This is a genomic window from Ponticaulis sp. (assembly GCF_029210165.1).
Taxonomy (GTDB): Bacteria; Pseudomonadota; Alphaproteobacteria; order Caulobacterales; family Hyphomonadaceae; genus Ponticaulis.
Genome location: NZ_JARGNT010000001.1, coordinates 40148 through 54496, shown reverse-complemented (window position 1 = coordinate 54496; position 14349 = coordinate 40148). Strand labels below are relative to the sequence as shown.

General features: G+C 54.6%; 15 protein-coding genes and 1 tRNA gene. 4 read left to right on the top strand and 12 right to left on the bottom strand.

The genetic code is table 11. The annotated features are described in order from the left end of the window. Window positions 1–13: 13 nt before the first annotated feature. The 5 genes from P1U45_RS00295 to P1U45_RS00275 form a co-directional block, all read right to left on the bottom strand. The gene (locus tag P1U45_RS00295) at window positions 14–715 is read right to left on the bottom strand and encodes a Crp/Fnr family transcriptional regulator (protein WP_301056952.1); all 702 of its coding nucleotides are present in this window, start codon (window positions 713–715) and stop codon (window positions 14–16) included. A gap of 364 nt (window positions 716–1079) precedes the next feature. Next, window positions 1080–1379, bottom strand: coding sequence for an integration host factor subunit beta (locus P1U45_RS00290; RefSeq protein WP_293607241.1), 300 nt, complete (start codon window positions 1377–1379; stop codon window positions 1080–1082). 84 nt (window positions 1380–1463) lie between these two features. After that, a complete protein-coding gene (gene rpsA, locus P1U45_RS00285; protein WP_293608874.1) occupies window positions 1464–3155 on the bottom strand; it encodes a 30S ribosomal protein S1 in 1692 nt (563 codons plus the stop codon). Window positions 3156–3288: 133 nt separating this feature from the next. Next, window positions 3289–4437, bottom strand: coding sequence for a (d)CMP kinase (gene cmk / locus P1U45_RS00280; protein WP_301056951.1), 1149 nt, complete (start codon window positions 4435–4437; stop codon window positions 3289–3291). 99 nt (window positions 4438–4536) lie between these two features. Further along, on the bottom strand, window positions 4537–4842 hold the full coding sequence (locus tag P1U45_RS00275) for a hypothetical protein (protein ID WP_301056950.1): 306 nt from the start codon (window positions 4840–4842) through the stop codon (window positions 4537–4539). A gap of 170 nt (window positions 4843–5012) precedes the next feature. On the opposite strand from P1U45_RS00275, the gene P1U45_RS00270 reads away from it, so the two are divergent. Next, the gene (locus P1U45_RS00270) at window positions 5013–5666 is read left to right on the top strand and encodes a hypothetical protein (protein ID WP_301056949.1); all 654 of its coding nucleotides are present in this window, start codon (window positions 5013–5015) and stop codon (window positions 5664–5666) included. 11 nt (window positions 5667–5677) lie between these two features. Here the strand turns inward: P1U45_RS00270 and P1U45_RS00265 are convergent, their stop codons facing one another. Next, on the bottom strand, window positions 5678–7078 hold the full coding sequence (locus P1U45_RS00265; RefSeq protein ID WP_301056948.1) for a S41 family peptidase: 1401 nt from the start codon (window positions 7076–7078) through the stop codon (window positions 5678–5680). Window positions 7079–7272: 194 nt separating this feature from the next. Between P1U45_RS00265 and P1U45_RS00260 the strand changes: the two genes are divergently transcribed. After that, window positions 7273–8067, top strand: a complete 795-nt coding sequence (locus tag P1U45_RS00260) for a crotonase/enoyl-CoA hydratase family protein (RefSeq protein ID WP_301056947.1) — start codon at window positions 7273–7275, stop codon at window positions 8065–8067. 48 nt (window positions 8068–8115) lie between these two features. Here the strand turns inward: P1U45_RS00260 and aroA are convergent, their stop codons facing one another. Further along, on the bottom strand, window positions 8116–9435 hold the full coding sequence (gene aroA, locus P1U45_RS00255; protein WP_301056946.1) for a 3-phosphoshikimate 1-carboxyvinyltransferase: 1320 nt from the start codon (window positions 9433–9435) through the stop codon (window positions 8116–8118). A gap of 107 nt (window positions 9436–9542) precedes the next feature. Here aroA and P1U45_RS00250 point away from each other — a divergent pair, with 107 nt between their 5' ends. Together P1U45_RS00250 and P1U45_RS00245 are read left to right on the top strand one after the other, a co-directional pair. Beyond that, the gene (locus P1U45_RS00250) at window positions 9543–10046 is read left to right on the top strand and encodes an FYDLN acid domain-containing protein (RefSeq protein WP_301056945.1); all 504 of its coding nucleotides are present in this window, start codon (window positions 9543–9545) and stop codon (window positions 10044–10046) included. An 81-nt stretch (window positions 10047–10127) separates the two neighbouring features. Beyond that, window positions 10128–10203, top strand: a tRNA-Ala gene (locus P1U45_RS00245). 420 nt (window positions 10204–10623) lie between these two features. Here the strand turns inward: P1U45_RS00245 and pth are convergent. From pth to P1U45_RS00220, 5 genes are all read right to left on the bottom strand, one after another. Then, window positions 10624–11232 (bottom strand): aminoacyl-tRNA hydrolase, encoded by a 609-nt coding sequence (gene pth, locus P1U45_RS00240; protein WP_301056944.1) that lies wholly within the window; start codon window positions 11230–11232, stop codon window positions 10624–10626. Between the two features lie 131 nt (window positions 11233–11363). Beyond that, on the bottom strand, window positions 11364–11984 hold the full coding sequence (locus tag P1U45_RS00235) for a 50S ribosomal protein L25/general stress protein Ctc (RefSeq protein ID WP_293608866.1): 621 nt from the start codon (window positions 11982–11984) through the stop codon (window positions 11364–11366). A 122-nt stretch (window positions 11985–12106) separates the two neighbouring features. After that, on the bottom strand, window positions 12107–12682 hold the full coding sequence (locus tag P1U45_RS00230) for an NnrU family protein (RefSeq protein WP_301056943.1): 576 nt from the start codon (window positions 12680–12682) through the stop codon (window positions 12107–12109). A 51-nt stretch (window positions 12683–12733) separates the two neighbouring features. Further along, window positions 12734–13309 (bottom strand): GNAT family N-acetyltransferase, encoded by a 576-nt coding sequence (locus P1U45_RS00225; protein ID WP_301056942.1) that lies wholly within the window; start codon window positions 13307–13309, stop codon window positions 12734–12736. A gap of 25 nt (window positions 13310–13334) precedes the next feature. After that, entirely contained in the window at window positions 13335–14267 is a 933-nt protein-coding gene (locus tag P1U45_RS00220; RefSeq protein WP_022695960.1) for a ribose-phosphate pyrophosphokinase, read from the bottom strand. Window positions 14268–14349: the final 82 nt, after the last annotated feature.

Here is a 14349-nt window from a genome sequence, read left to right as displayed (position 1 = left end):
CTGCAGACTGTGATCAGTCCTCCGGTAACCATGACAAATTGAGGTCCTGATAACGGTCGACATAGTCAATCATCTGCGAAAGACCCTCTTCATCGGTAATTTCGATGAACTGACGGCTCCTGCGGATAAAGCCTCCATCCTCAAGACGCTTGAGCATACGGCTTACGTGAACGCTTGTCAGACCGGTCGCATCGCCAATCTGCTGTTGTCTCAGCGGGCACATGAAACCGTTCTGAGCGGTATCGTTCATCAATCTGAGGCGGCTGAGCGTCTGCAGTAGGAAAAGCGCCACGCGCATCTCACCGTCGTTACGACGCGAGATCATTACCCGATCCGAAATTATTGCATGCTCGATCGCACCCAGCGCCGTTATGAGCGCCGCAAGGCGAGGGCTTTCGCTGAATACTTCATTCAGATCGCCGGTGCGGATTTTACATGCGATCAGGTCGGACTCAGCCACACAGGTATTTTTGACGGTGGAGAATGCAATATTCTCGAAACCGACAACGTCACCTGGATGGTGAATTTGCGCGATGCTTGATCCGCCGTCTTTGAGAAGTTTACCGGAACTCACCCACCCTGATTTCAGGATGACAAGTTCATTAGCGGGCTGACCTTCAGACAGAAGAACATGGCCACGTGGGAGGCCAACAGCATTGGTCTCCAGACGCGCAAGCAGCTCAACATGGCGGCTGCTAAGATGCGTAAGCTTCATAAGCTTTGCGGCAAGACAAGATGCTGTCTGCGCGTGCTCACGGCCTTCGAATGTATAAACAGGCATATCCATAAGGAGGAAACGCGTATCGCCAGCTCGAAGTTTCCGCCATAACCTAGGTTAAAGTGTGACAGAATTCTGCATATCAATTGCAGTTGAACATTAGGCCGCTGTTTTGATTGACGAAAAAGTTGCCATATTTTGAAAATTGCGCGATTTAAGGGGGCCGAACGGGCCATGCGGCGCTATGAAATATGGGGTTTATCGCGTCCATTCGCCTGAATAGGGAAATTTTTCGCGGCAAATCCAGTTTTCTATTTTTGATAGTGTTGTGGGCCGAACACCAAGACAGGGATGTACGTGTTTAGCGGTCTTCAGGATCGACGCCGTCATTGAGGCGCGCACGCAGTTCTTTACCGGCTTTGAAGAATGGAACGAACTTCTCTTCGACCTGTACAGTTTCGCCTGTACGCGGGTTGCGGCCAACGCGAGCATCGCGCTTACGCACTGAAAATGCACCGAAACCTCTGAGTTCTACGCGAGACCCGCTTTCAAGGGCGGAGGTGATCTCTTCCAGAATAACATCGACGACCTTCTCCAGATCCTGTGGACGGAGATGCGGGTTTTCATCAGTCAGTTTCTGAACGAGTTCTGAGCGTAGCATTCCCCCACCATATACGTTTTCGCGGCGAAACCAAAGGCTTCGCCGCGAATTTGTGATTGAATTTTTACTATGAAGGCAAAATTTCTATTGTTTGCCTTCTTCCTCATCACCTTTGAGGGCCGCACCAAGGATATCACCGAGGGACGCGCCAGAGTCAGCAGAGCCGTACTGAGCGACTGCTTCTTTCTCTTCTTCGATCTCCAGAGCTTTAATGGAGAGCGTTACGCGGCGAGAGTTGCGGTCGAAGTTTGTGACTTTCGCGTCGATTGTGTCGCCAACAGCGAAACGCTCCGGGCGCTGCTCTGAACGGTCACGGGAAAGGTCAGAGCGACGGATGAAGGCTTTGAGGCCTTCTGGAAGCTCAACTTCGATACCACCGGAAGCAACTTCAGTGACAGTAACGGTGAGGGTCGAGCCCTTACGTACGTCGCCACCAGCCATTGGGTCGTCGCCGAGTTGTTTGATGCCGAGAGAGATACGTTCTTTCTCAACGTCAACTTCGAGGACCTTAACTTTGACGGTGTCGCCTTTGTTGTAGTCTTCGATTGCTTCTTCGCCCTGGCGGTTCCAGTCGATGTCGTTGATGTGAACCATACCGTCGAGGTCTGGGCCGATGCCAACGAACATACCGAATTCGGTGATGCCGCGAACTTCGCCTTCGAGTTCAGAACCGACTGGGTGGTCAACGAGGAACGCATCCCATGGGTTGTCCATGCACTGCTTGAGGCCGAGAGAGATGCGACGCTTGTCTGCATCAACGTCGAGGACCATGACGTCAACTTCCTGAGAAGTAGAGACGATTTTGCCCGGGTGGACGTTTTTCTTAGTCCAGGACATTTCAGACACGTGGATGAGGCCTTCAACGCCGTCTTCCAGCTCAACGAACGCACCGTAGTCAGTGATGTTCGTGATGCGGCCAGTGTAGCGAGCGCCCAGTGGGTATTTCGCTTCAACACCATCCCATGGGTCGGACATGAGTTGCTTCATGCCGAGAGAGATACGTTGTGTGTCCGGGTTGATCTTGATGATCTGAACTTTGACAGTCTCGCCAACGTTCACGACCTGGCTTGGGTGAGAAATACGTTTCCAGGACATGTCTGTGACGTGGAGGAGGCCATCAATGCCGCCGAGGTCAACGAACGCACCGTAATCGGTGATGTTCTTGACGACGCCTTCACGAACGTCACCTTCAGCCAGTTCGCCGACGATCTCTGCACGTTGCTCTGCACGGCTCTCTTCGAGAACGGCACGGCGGGATACAACGATGTTGCCACGTGGGCGGTCCATTTTGAGGATCGCGAACGGCTGAGCAACACCCATGAGTGGGCCGACGTCTTTGATTGGACGGATATCAACCTGAGAACCCGGGAGGAACGCGTTGACGCCACCGAGGTCAACCGTGAAGCCACCTTTAACGCGGCCAACGATTGCGCCTTCTGCAGGCTCTTCTTTCTCGTGAAGTTTCTCGAGGCGTGTCCATGCTTCTTCGCGGCGTGCTTTGTCGCGCGAAAGAACAGCTTCGCCGAGCGCGTTTTCGATGCGCTCAAGGTAAACTTCTACGATATCACCAGCGCTAGGTGTCGCATCCTGACCGAACTCGCGAAGTGGAACGCGACCTTCAGTTTTCAGGCCGACGTCAACGATCACTGCGTCGTTTTCGACGGAAATTACAGTAGCCGGTACAACGCGGCCTTCTTGCATATTGCTTCCAGCAAAGCTGGATTCAAACATGGACGCAAAATCGTCCGTAGATGGGTTCATAGTTTCAGCAGACATTGAGACTCCAAAATTTCTGCGAGCCCCATGGATTGCGCCATAGGACAAATGACACTGCGAGTGTCGGTTAAAGTTGATGTGAATTCAGCCGATCAAGGTGCGGGCCGGTGGATTTTAGCTGCCCGGGGGCTGGCTAACGACCTGCGATGCGTGCCCTGACCTGATCGACAATGAGCCGGGCGTGTTCTCGTGCCGCGTCTATAGACAAATGAGTCGTATCTAGCAAGTGGGCATCTTCTGCCGGTTTCATCGGCGCGACGGCGCGGTTCTTGTCCCGCTCGTCACGTTCTTTGAGCTGGGTGACCATTTCGTCCTGCGTGATCGGGTCGCCTTTGGCGTTGAGTTCAGCTACGCGCCGCGCCGCGCGGACCTCAACATCGGCGTCTATCCAGAATTTGATGTCAGCGTCAGGGCAGACAACCGTGCCGATATCGCGTCCGTCCAGTATGGCACCGCCTGCCTGAGCAGCGAAATCGCGCTGCAGCTGGAACAGGGCTTTGCGAACATCCGGATGCACTGCAACGCGCGAAGCGGCCTGACCAACTTCTACAGTGCGCAGTTCGTCCGGCTTCATGGCGTGGATATCGAGCGTGGTTGCCAGTTCTGCAGCGCCAGCTTCATCATCGGGCGAGACGCCAGCATCAAGGCAAGCTTTCGCCGTCGCGCGGTAGAGAAGACCCGTATCAAGGTGAGGAAGGCCTAAGTCTGCCGCGAGGCCTTTCGAAAGTGTGCCTTTGCCGGAAGCAAGTGTGCCATCAACGGCAATGACTAAACGGTTCTGAGCCATGAATTCTGAATAGGCCTCTCTTAGGGCAGCAGTGGTGTCGGGATCGAACGCTACCAGATAGATTTCAGTGCCATGCTCTTTAACGTGGTTCGCGCAGGTCTCAACCGCGATCTCGGCGGCTTCAAAGGCCGGAAAGCCATATGCGCCTGTCGAGATGGCAGGAAAGGCGATAGATTTTACGCCATGGCGGAGCGCTTCCTGCAGGCAGTTGCGATAACAGGCTTCAAGATCATCCTCTTCACCTTGCTGGCCATCATGAAAAATCGGGCCAACGGTGTGAAAGATGAGCCGGGGCCCGAGCCCAAACCCTTCTGTCACGCGCACCTCTCCGGTCGGGCAGGGCGCAAGTGGCCGGCAGGCGTCTTTGAGCTGCGGACCAGCAGCCGCATGGATTGCGCCATCAACACCGCCGCCGCCCATCAGGGTCTTATTCGCCGCGTTGACGATTGCGCCGACTTCAAGGTCCAGAATATTGCCATGATAAATGTGCAGCATGCCTGCAGAATACGCCTTAAAATGGGTGTTTGAAAGTTAATCAGATAAAACCATAAATTCTGTACGGTTTTGAGCCATGTTTCTGCGGTACACCGGACGTTATTGCGCACCATCTAATGATTGAATTCCTACAATAATCATGCCGGGAATGATGATTGTGCATAATCCCAAGGCCCCCAAAATAAGAGGCATTAGCGAAGCCGGGTCTTTTCTCCAGACGTCCAGGAACGTTTCGTCATCGTCGATCCATATTGGCCAAAGGACGACGCAGTGAACAAAGACCTGAACGGTGAAGAATACCGCCGAATCAAAAACTGGTGGGATGCCGATTAATCCGAATTTCGTCAGGAAGAAACAGGTCCCGGCAACACCTGAAGAAATGACGAACTGTCTCCAAACTTTCATCCAAATGCCTCGCAGCAAAAAACTCGCGACAGTTCCAGATCGCGCAGTTGTCAGACTAGGCCTTAAAAGGAGTGTTTGAAAGTTAATCAGAGAAAACCATATACTCCATATGGTCTTTGTGCCGCATTCCGCGAAGTCGGTTGCTGTGAGACAGTCAGGCGGAGGCCGATATGAGATACTGGTTCTACATTGAAGTAATGCGCCGCGTTCTGCTGGTCGCGGGCGTTCTCGCGGGTGGTGCGGCCTTATTCCAAGGCCAGCATTTTGTTTTCGGCGCGATCTCGATTGCGTCTGGTATTCTCGCTTACATTTTCCTGCCGAAAGAGAAGCTGCCTTCGACATCAGAGCATATGTCCTACGGCGAGGGCGTGATTGGCGTCGATGTCGGGGCGAGCGTTCTCGCCCTGCCGCTTCTGGCGCTTGTCTATTCGTTGATTGGCAATGATGGCATGCCGCGCTGGTGGATGGTGTTCATCTTTACATCACCCATGATTGTCGCCGGGCTCGTTCTTTACTGGATGGCGACGCGAAATGCCTGCCTCTGGCTATCGCTGGATAGCGGTCATATAAAACTGGCCGACATAAAGACAGTACATGAATTTCATTTGTCGCAAGTCGTTGAAGCGAGGCCCCATGTTTTCAAAATGCCAAACTGGGGCTGGGCGCTGCTGGCTGCATTTGGCGGGCCGCGAGGCGTCGGCATGGCCATTATGCATGGCGGACGTAAGGCGGAGTATCTGAACCTCACGCTGAAAGACGGAACAGAAATCACACTGCCGAAAGATGGCTTTCCGGCTGTCTCCGCCCTTGAAGAGCAGTTGTAGCCAGTGAGCATTTAACCTGCGTCGATCATCTCCATGATTCGCCCGATAGCAGATGCATGGCCCTCAATCGGCGCGTCTTCCGGATAAATGTTGATCTCCACATCCGGCGGAATGCCGCGGCCTTCATAGACAACTCCATCAGCCGTCTGGAAGGTCTCATTCGCGAGTTCCAGATACCAGCCATTCGGCAAGGGCTTTGCGAGCGGGGTAGAGAACGCGCCGCGCGTCGTCGTGCCGACATGCGTTACATTTGGCAGCTGTTTCATCATCATGGTCGTAATCTCGCCGCCTGAAACCGTCACGTCACTGGTCATCAGATAGACCGGCCCTGTGAAGCGCGGGCCGTCATAAGGCTCGATCGGGTATTCTGTCGTTGCTTCCGGCTCGCCCTCGACGGTCACACGGTAGCCCATGAACGGAGCCTCGGTGAAACGGGCCGCCAGTGCTCGCGTGACGGCGTCATAACCACCGCGATTGTTTGAGAGGTCGAAGATGACAGCGTCATGATCAGCAAAGCGGGTAAGGGTGTCATCCATGATATCAGCGAGCGCGGAGAGCTCGGCTTGCGACCATTCAATTGTTCCCGGCATCTCGCCAGAGCTGAAGCCACCCATTGTAAAGATCTGGATATAGCCGACTCGACCGTCGATCTCACCGACCACGACGCGATCAGCAATCAGCTCCATGCCCTCGTCGAGCACATCGGTCTCTAACTGATCGACGAGACCCATCACCCAGGCGCCTTCGCCCATGCCGGCCTGCACCATAGGAAGTGTCGTGCCCATGCCGCCCTGAATGCGCGCGCGCTCACCATGCACCATGCCGATCATCTTGGTATGGGAATCACCTAGCGGAATTAGGAGATCGGAGAAGACCTGCCAGAGCGCCGCCTCGCCCATGCCGTCGCTCACACGCAGGCGCGCGGCTTCAACCGAGGCGTACCAGTCCACGCCGCGCGGTTCAAAGAAGCCATAATGCCCGGCCATGGTGTTTTTGAAAATGTCGAACAGCGCTGTTTCGGAGGTCAGGTCTTCGCTGCCGCAATGCGCGGGCAGAGCGTCCATACGTTCGAAATAGGCCGACGCATCTCCCGGAAGATATTGAAGACGAATGGCATGTCCGTCCGATGCCGCGCGATAAAGCCGGTATTCCACTTGCCCCATCATGGGCGTGGCTTCATTGGCCTCTGGTGTTCGGTAGCAATATTCAGGGCTATACTCCCAGCGCGTGACCGCGCCGTCATTGATTTCCAGCACCCAATCTTTTTCCGACGAGTACCAAACGCCATTCGCTTGCGCGTCCAGTGGTGCAGGTTCGCTATAGGTTACGTCCGGTGCGTTCGCGCCATTGCAAGCCGCGAGCGCGAGGATGGCGGTCAGGGTGCAGGTGGGCAGTTTGAACAGGCTCGGCATAATGTCTCCGGAAAATTCGGTAAAAGAAAAATACTATTCCGCTTGTATGAAACCGCTGCGTTCAATCAACCGGAAAACCTGTCCGGACACTTCCAATGCAGCCTTTTTCGCTTCAATTGCGGCTTCCCTAGCGTGATCTTGCGCGCGCCAGCTTTCCCCTCAATCATGCTCCAAAATAATGACGGGAGAGAGACATGTCAGACAAACCGGAATCAGTCGGTCAGGAAGTGCTTTATGAGGTTGCAGACCATATCGCTGTGGTCACGCTGAACCGGCCAGACAAGCGCAACGCCGTGAACGGAGCTGTCGCGACCGCGATGGATTGGATCGTGAAAGAGGCGGAGAGCGATGATGATGTGCGCGTGGCGATTCTCACCTCATCTCTTGAATCAACCTTCTGCGCTGGTGCGGACCTTTCTGAAATCTCTAAAGGCAATGCGCGCGCTCTTTCTACAAAAGATGGTGGCTTTGCGGGTTTTGTGAAATCCAGTCGCTCCAAACCATGGATCGCCGCGGTGCGCGGCAATGCGCTTGCAGGCGGCTGCGAACTGCCGCTCACCTGCGATATGATTGTCGCAGCGGATAACTCCCGCTTTGGCCTGCCTGAAGTGAAACGCGGTATCTTTGCCGGTGCGGGCGGGGTCTTCCGCTTGCCGCGTGCGCTGCCTCGCAATATCGCGCTTGAGATTGTCGCGACCGGCGACCCACTGCCAGCTGAGCGTATGTATCAGTTGGGGCTGGTAAACCGCATGGTGCCGTCTGAAGACGTGCTGGCCGAAGCTAAAAGCCTTGCAGCGCAGATTGGTGCGAATGCGCCGCTGGCCGTTCGTAAAAGTCTGGAAGTGGCCCGTCAGGCCTATGACGGAACTGAAGAAGAGCTCTGGAAGGCCTCAAATGCAGCCTCTGCGGTCGTCTTCTCGAGTGAAGATGCCAAGGAGGGGCCGCGCGCCTTCCTTGAAAAACGCGCCCCTGTCTGGAAAGGGCGTTAAGTACAGAAAGAGGCAGAGGCGTGGGCCTCTGCCTTTTTTTTATTTGTTCTAACTCTGGCGAATGTCCGCGCCGAGTTGGGCCATATGGTCGAAGAATTCGGGATAGCTCGTTGCGATCATCGCCACATCATCCACCGCGACAGGGTTTTGCGCACCGATGCCCATAACAAGCGCCGACATGGCAATGCGGTGGTCATGACGGGTCTCAACGGTGCCGCCGCCCGGCACTTTGCCGTCGCAGCCCTGAACGATGAAACCATCTTCCAGTTCTTCGACTTCCACGCCATTCACACGCAGCAGGTCCACAGTCGCGCGGATGCGGTCGCTTTCCTTCACCCGCAGCTCTTCTGCGCCAGTAATGTGTGTTTCGCCTTTGGCAAATGCCGCCAGCACGCCAAAGATCGGGAACTCGTCGATCATTGCGGGCACAAGCTCTTCTGGCGGGTTGGTTGCGACCAGCCGGTCTTTGCCGCGAATGCGCACATCAACCACTTTTTCGCCGCTGACGAGGCGTTGGTTGGTGATGTCGAGATCCGCCATGCCCTTAATGACTTCGAGAAAGCCTGAGCGTGTCGGGTTGGTCATATGGCCTTCAATAGTCACGTCTGCATCCGGAGAGATGAGACCTGCCGCCAGCAGGAAAGCAGCAGAGGACGGATCGGAAGGCACGACAAAGTCACCAGCACGCAGTTTCTGGCCGCCCACGATGGATACGCGCTGGCCTTCGCCTTCGTCTGCAGACTGAAGTTCAGCGCCGAAGCCTTCCAGCATTCGTTCTGTATGGTCCCGCGTTTTGCGCGGCTCACGGACGATTGTCGTGCCTTTGGCATTTAGGCCTGCCAGCAGGACAGCAGACTTTACCTGAGCGGATGCGACGGGTGGTGTGTAGTCGATTGCGTTCAGTTCGGACGATCCGGTGATAGCCAGCGGAAGCTGACCTTCATGCGGTCCGATCTGTGTGACCTGCATGCCCATGTCGCGCAGCGGGTTCAAAACGCGGTTCATCGGCCGCGACGACAAGCTTTCATCACCGCACAGGCTTACGCGAATCGGATAGCCAGCCATGGCGCCCATCATCAGGCGTGATCCCGTTCCGGAGTTTCCGAAGTCGATCACATTTTCAGGTTGCTGAAAACGGCCAAGCCCCTGAACCGTCCACGCACCTTTGCCGGTTTTAGTGACGGTTGCCCCGAGTTGACGGCAGGCTTCACCTGTTCGCAGAACGTCATCACCTTCCAGAAGACCCGTTATATTTGAGGTGCCTTCTGCCATTGCAGCGAACATAATTGCCCTGTGGGAGCAGCTTTTATCACCGGGAGGTACAATTTGTCCCGAAATGCGTTTTACAGGGGTGGAAATCCAGACCATAAACTTGTCGACCTGTTATTGGTTACAAAACTGCTTTGACAGGGCGAGTTGATCATGGCAAGCGCTCGCCCCAAACGAAAACAAATAGATCGCCTAAGGGGGCCGCTGTGCCAAGAAAAGATTTGGGAACCAAACGTACTTGCCCGGAAACGGGAAAGAACTTTTACGACCTCAGCAAGGATCCGATCGTCTCTCCGTACACGGGTAAGGAATACCCGCTGTCTTTCTTCGAAGAAGTCGACATCACGCCGGCTAAAGCGCCACGCGGTGCAGCTAAGCCGAAAGATCCGGAAGATGATGACGAGGACGAAGACGAAGATGACATCGAGGATGTCAAAAAGTCCAAGTCTGACGATGATGACGATGACGAAGAAGATGATACACCTGAGATCGACGAAGTAGATCAGGATGCGCCAATTCCAACTGGCGACGATGATGACGACGACGACACACCAGGTGCTGTTCCGGAAGGCTTCTCAGAAGATTCAATCGACGATGATGATGATGACGTCGTGCTCGACGATGAAGAAGAAGACTTCGACCTCGATGCAGACGTGGACATCGATGATGTCGACGACGATGTTGACGACGAAGACGACGACAAAATCTAAGACTTACGGCCGGGGCTTCGCAGAATTTTTTGGTCTTGAAAACGACCGGATTTCAGCGTAAGCCTCGCCCCTCTGAAAACTGGGGCTATAGCTCAGTTGGGAGAGCGCTTGAATGGCATTCAAGAGGTCAGCGGTTCGATTCCGCTTAGCTCCACCAGTTTTCTGTTTTCCCGAAAATTGACGCTCAAATGGTCTGAATGATCGCGGTTTCATCCCGCAAATAAATGACCAAAACAGACAAGAATTCACGCAGTTTCTGTTTAAAGAAACGCTTATGATCATTTCGTGACGACTGCGTCATACTCTTTCTTTGTTAATACATTTGTGCTAATTATCACCAAATCGGGTGAGCTCCTGTATGGAGATGCACTTGATGTGTAGAGTAGTGTTGAGTGCGGGGCGGTCCTTCTGGGCCGCCCTTGTGCTATTCAGGGCATTGTTTTTGTTTGAAAAACACGCCAACTCGCCTCATGCGCGAATAATTCCCTTAAATTGTATATACTTAAAGAATCTATTCTTGAGGGAGTTGACTCGCCCCAGTTACGTTAACTATAACTCGCTCAAACTAACCAAAATTTCATGTTGCCTTACGCGGGTCGTTTTTTGGCGCTGGTGCGAGGCGCAGGACTTCTGTCTGGTAGCGTTCGTCGTCTCCGGCTACCAAGTAATTGGCCGCGCGGGCACACGCGTCCAGAAGCGCTTTCATCCACTCCTGATCGGCTTTAGGGAAGTCGGCGAGCACATAGTTCATGACGCGTGATTTGTCGCCCGGATGGCCCACGCCCATACGCGCCCGGCGCACGTCCTGACCCATATGGCTTATAATGGAGCGCATGCCGTTATTGCCTGAATGGCCGCCGCCTTGCTTCATTCGAAAACGACCGGGCGCCAGATCGATTTCGTCGTGGAAAACGACGATGTTTTCTGCGTCCACCTTGTAGAAGCGGGCGGCTTCAGAAACGGCACGGCCGGTCTCGTTATAGAAAGTCTGCGGCTTCATCAGCAGCGTTTTCACCGGACGCCCGTCTACCAGAATATTGCCTTCGGCGATCTGCGCCTGAAATTTGGATTTCCACGGGCCAAAACCATGCGTGCTGGCGATCTCATCTATGGCCATGAAGCCGATATTGTGACGGTTGCCTGCGTATTTGTCGCCGGGGTTACCCTGTCCAACCAGAATAAGCATGGGTGAAAATTTCCTGTCGCCTGAGCGTTTGAAGAATCCGAACATAAGATGAGCTTATGGCGTGAAAGCAGATGAGAAAAAAGGGCCAGACGTGAGCCTGACCCTTTTTGAATTCTGATTGTGCCAGAAACCTATTCTTCGGTTTCTTCGCCTTCCGCTTCTTCTTCACCATCGTCAGACTCAACGGCGCCGCCACGGCTTGCAATTGTAGCGATTGTGAAGTCGCGGTCTGTGATGGTTGGAGACGCACCTTCTGGGAGGTTGATGTCAGAGATTTTGACATTGTCACCGATTTCCAGAGCAGACACGTCTGCTTCGAGGAACTCAGGGATTTTGCCAGCTGGAACGTTTAGTTCGACTTCGTGACGAACAACGTTGAGCGTGCCGCCTTTTTTGAGGCCCGGAGATTTCTCTTCGCCAACAAAGTGGACTGAAACTTCCACAGAGATGACCTGCTTCGCATCAACGCGGTAAAGGTCCATGTGCTCTGGAATGTCTGTAACAGGGTGGAACTGAATGTCCTGGCAGATCACAGATTGCTTTTTGCCTTCGTGATCGAGTTCGATCATGTGACCAAGCAGTTTGCCGTTGTTGAGGCCTTTGACGACTTCGTTGTTCTTGAGGTTGATCGCAACCGGGTCCTGGCCACCACCGTACAGTACGCCCGGGATCATGCCGTTACGACGAGCTTCGCGTGCGCCGCCTTTGCCTGTGCGCTCGCGCACTTCTACTGTGAGAGTGAGATCTGCCATAATTTAAATATCCTTTGTCCTGGAATCCGCCCGGCCCATCCGAGTGATAACCTGACCGACACGCGCTTCTTACGGCGCGGAAGCGGCGGCTATACGGGATAATGGCGGGGTTGGCAACCTGCCTACATGCCGGGAATTGGCGACACGTTGAACAGAGCAGCGTGGCCGCCCATCATCATCCAGCCGGTAATCGCGACTCCACCGATAACGGCGATGCCGTCCCATAGCGCGCTGGGCGCTTTTGGCTCTGTCGCGGGACGCTTCTTTATGGAGATGCGAACGATCACTGCCCACGCCAAAAAAGCACCGAAGAAGAGGAAGCTAGTCAGGTCCCAATTCACCAGAAGGTGACCAAGCGCCCAGATTTTCACGCCGACCAGCTGCGGGTGTTTGAACGTCTTTGCGATAAAACCGCGTGGCAGGCTGCCTGCGACGGCAAGGACGAGCGCAATCGGGATCAGGATAGAGTTGATATGCTTCATGCCCTGTGGCGGCTCACCGAAGTATATCGTCGAGGCTTGCGCGTCGGGATATCCGAGGATCATGAGCACGAAGAAGATCAGCGAGAGAAGGGCGTAAAGGCCTTTCCACGGCATCGCGCCCAGTTTGGCGATCATGTCCGCGCGCAATCCTGGCGCAAAAGCGTGTATCAAATGGACGCCCAGAAAGCCGATCAGACCAATCAGAAACAATGTCATGTCTTTCCCCGCAAGTTTTGCGGGCAGAGAAGCACAGATAGGACGGGCCGACTAGCTCGCTCGCGCCGCTGTGACGTTCTCCCAGACATTGACCGGTTCGTCTTCATCGCCGTCAAATGCAACCGTTCGCACGATCGCCATACCGAGCGATCGGGCCACGGCTTCAGACGCGCGATGACCTTCATTGATAATGCACTGGCAGGGAAAGTCCGGGGCCTGAGCGAGAGCCCAGCCTAATGCGGCTCTCATGGCGGCTTTGGTATAGCCCTGGCCCCAATAGTCAGGATGGATGCCCCAGCCAGCCTCCGGAATATTCTTTAGCGGCGGATCGATTTCCGAGCGTTTGGACAAGGTGAAGCCGCACTCGCCGATGAAGCGGTCGGTCTCTAGGTCGGCAATGGTCCAGTAGCCGAAGCCGAACATGGCCCAGCTGCCGATGTTTTTCTGTAACTGTGACCAGAGATAGCCGGACGGGCGGGGCTTGCCGCCAATATGCTCGTAAAATGCGGGCGTCTGCCACATGTCGAACATAGGCTGAAAGTCGTCGAGCGTGTTCGCACGCAAGCGAAACCTGTCGGCCTCGATGACGGGGATAGCGTCGGGGTTGAGCGCGGGAAGCAAATACATGACCAGCTTCCCGCAATCTGATGTCTTAGTCGAACATCTTGGAGATGGACTCATCGTTCGCGATACGGCGGATCGCTTCGCCGATAACGTGCGCGACGCTGAGAACGCGGACTGCTTTGGATTTTGCAGCGTTGGAGTCCGGAGCAATTGTATCTGCGATAACAATCTCTTTCAGGACGGACTTCTCGATGCGCTCAACTGCAGAACCGGACAGAACGCCGTGCGTGACGTATGCTGAAACAGATTTTGCGCCCTGTTCCATCAGAGCGGCTGCCGCGTTGCAGAGCGTGCCACCGGAGTCACACATGTCATCGTAAAGGATACATGCGCGGTCCTGAACGTCGCCGATGATATTCATAACTTCGGCCACACCGGCTTTCGGACGACGTTTGTCGACAATAGCGAGGTCGCAGTCGAGGCGTTTCGCCAGAGCGCGTGCACGAACCACGCCGCCAACGTCCGGCGATACGATCATCACTTTGTCAGCGCCGTAGTTTTCGCGAATATCGCGTTCCATAACCGGCGTTGCGATCAGGTTGTCAGTCGGGACATCGAAGAAGCCCTGAATCTGGCCGGCGTGCAGGTCCATTGTCAGGACGCGGTCAGCGCCTGAGGTCGCGACCAGATTTGCTACGAGCTTGGCAGAGATTGGCGTACGGCCATCTGTTTTGCGGTCCTGACGTGCATAACCGAAATAAGGAACGACCGCTGTGATGCGCTTGGCAGACGCGCGCTTCAGTGCGTCCATGGCGATCAGGAGTTCCATCAGATGGTCGTTTGCCGGATAGGAGGTAGACTGGATCACGAAGACGTCTTCGCCGCGAACGTTTTCGTTGATGCGAACGAAAATCTCATTGTCTGCGAAACGTCGGAACTCTGTGTCTGTCAGAGGAATATCGAGATACTTCGCGATGTCCGCCGCAAGGTTCGGATTCGCATTACCGGTGATAAGTTTCATGATGACCCGCCATTGCCCAATACCCCTGAAAGGATTCTCTTTTTGCCTTGGGGTTTTACTGGCCTTTTAGGACATTAACGCC

Bases quoted from the DNA above. Each gene is read 5' to 3' on its own strand.
- P1U45_RS00265 (WP_301056948.1), bottom strand. From the start codon at position 7,078: ATGCCGAGCCTGTTCAAACTGCCCACCTGCACCCTGACCGCCATCCTC.
- P1U45_RS00225 (WP_301056942.1), bottom strand. From the start codon at position 13,309: ATGTATTTGCTTCCCGCGCTCAACCCCGACGCTATCCCCGTCATCGAG.
- P1U45_RS00235 (WP_293608866.1), bottom strand. From the start codon at position 11,984: ATGGCAGATCTCACTCTCACAGTAGAAGTGCGCGAGCGCACAGGCAAA.
- P1U45_RS00290 (WP_293607241.1), bottom strand. From the start codon at position 1,379: ATGCTACGCTCAGAACTCGTTCAGAAACTGACTGATGAAAACCCGCAT.
- P1U45_RS00230 (WP_301056943.1), bottom strand. From the start codon at position 12,682: ATGACATTGTTTCTGATTGGTCTGATCGGCTTTCTGGGCGTCCATTTG.
- pth (WP_301056944.1), bottom strand. From the start codon at position 11,232: ATGCTTATTCTGGTTGGACAGGGTAACCCCGGCGACAAATACGCAGGC.
- P1U45_RS00275 (WP_301056950.1), bottom strand. From the start codon at position 4,842: ATGAAAGTTTGGAGACAGTTCGTCATTTCTTCAGGTGTTGCCGGGACC.
- P1U45_RS00270 (WP_301056949.1), top strand. From the start codon at position 5,013: ATGAGATACTGGTTCTACATTGAAGTAATGCGCCGCGTTCTGCTGGTC.
- cmk (WP_301056951.1), bottom strand. From the start codon at position 4,437: ATGCTGCACATTTATCATGGCAATATTCTGGACCTTGAAGTCGGCGCA.
- rpsA (WP_293608874.1), bottom strand. From the start codon at position 3,155: ATGTCTGCTGAAACTATGAACCCATCTACGGACGATTTTGCGTCCATG.
- P1U45_RS00220 (WP_022695960.1), bottom strand. From the start codon at position 14,267: ATGAAACTTATCACCGGTAATGCGAATCCGAACCTTGCGGCGGACATC.
- P1U45_RS00260 (WP_301056947.1), top strand. From the start codon at position 7,273: ATGTCAGACAAACCGGAATCAGTCGGTCAGGAAGTGCTTTATGAGGTT.
- aroA (WP_301056946.1), bottom strand. From the start codon at position 9,435: ATGGTCTGGATTTCCACCCCTGTAAAACGCATTTCGGGACAAATTGTA.
- P1U45_RS00295 (WP_301056952.1), bottom strand. From the start codon at position 715: ATGAAGCTTACGCATCTTAGCAGCCGCCATGTTGAGCTGCTTGCGCGT.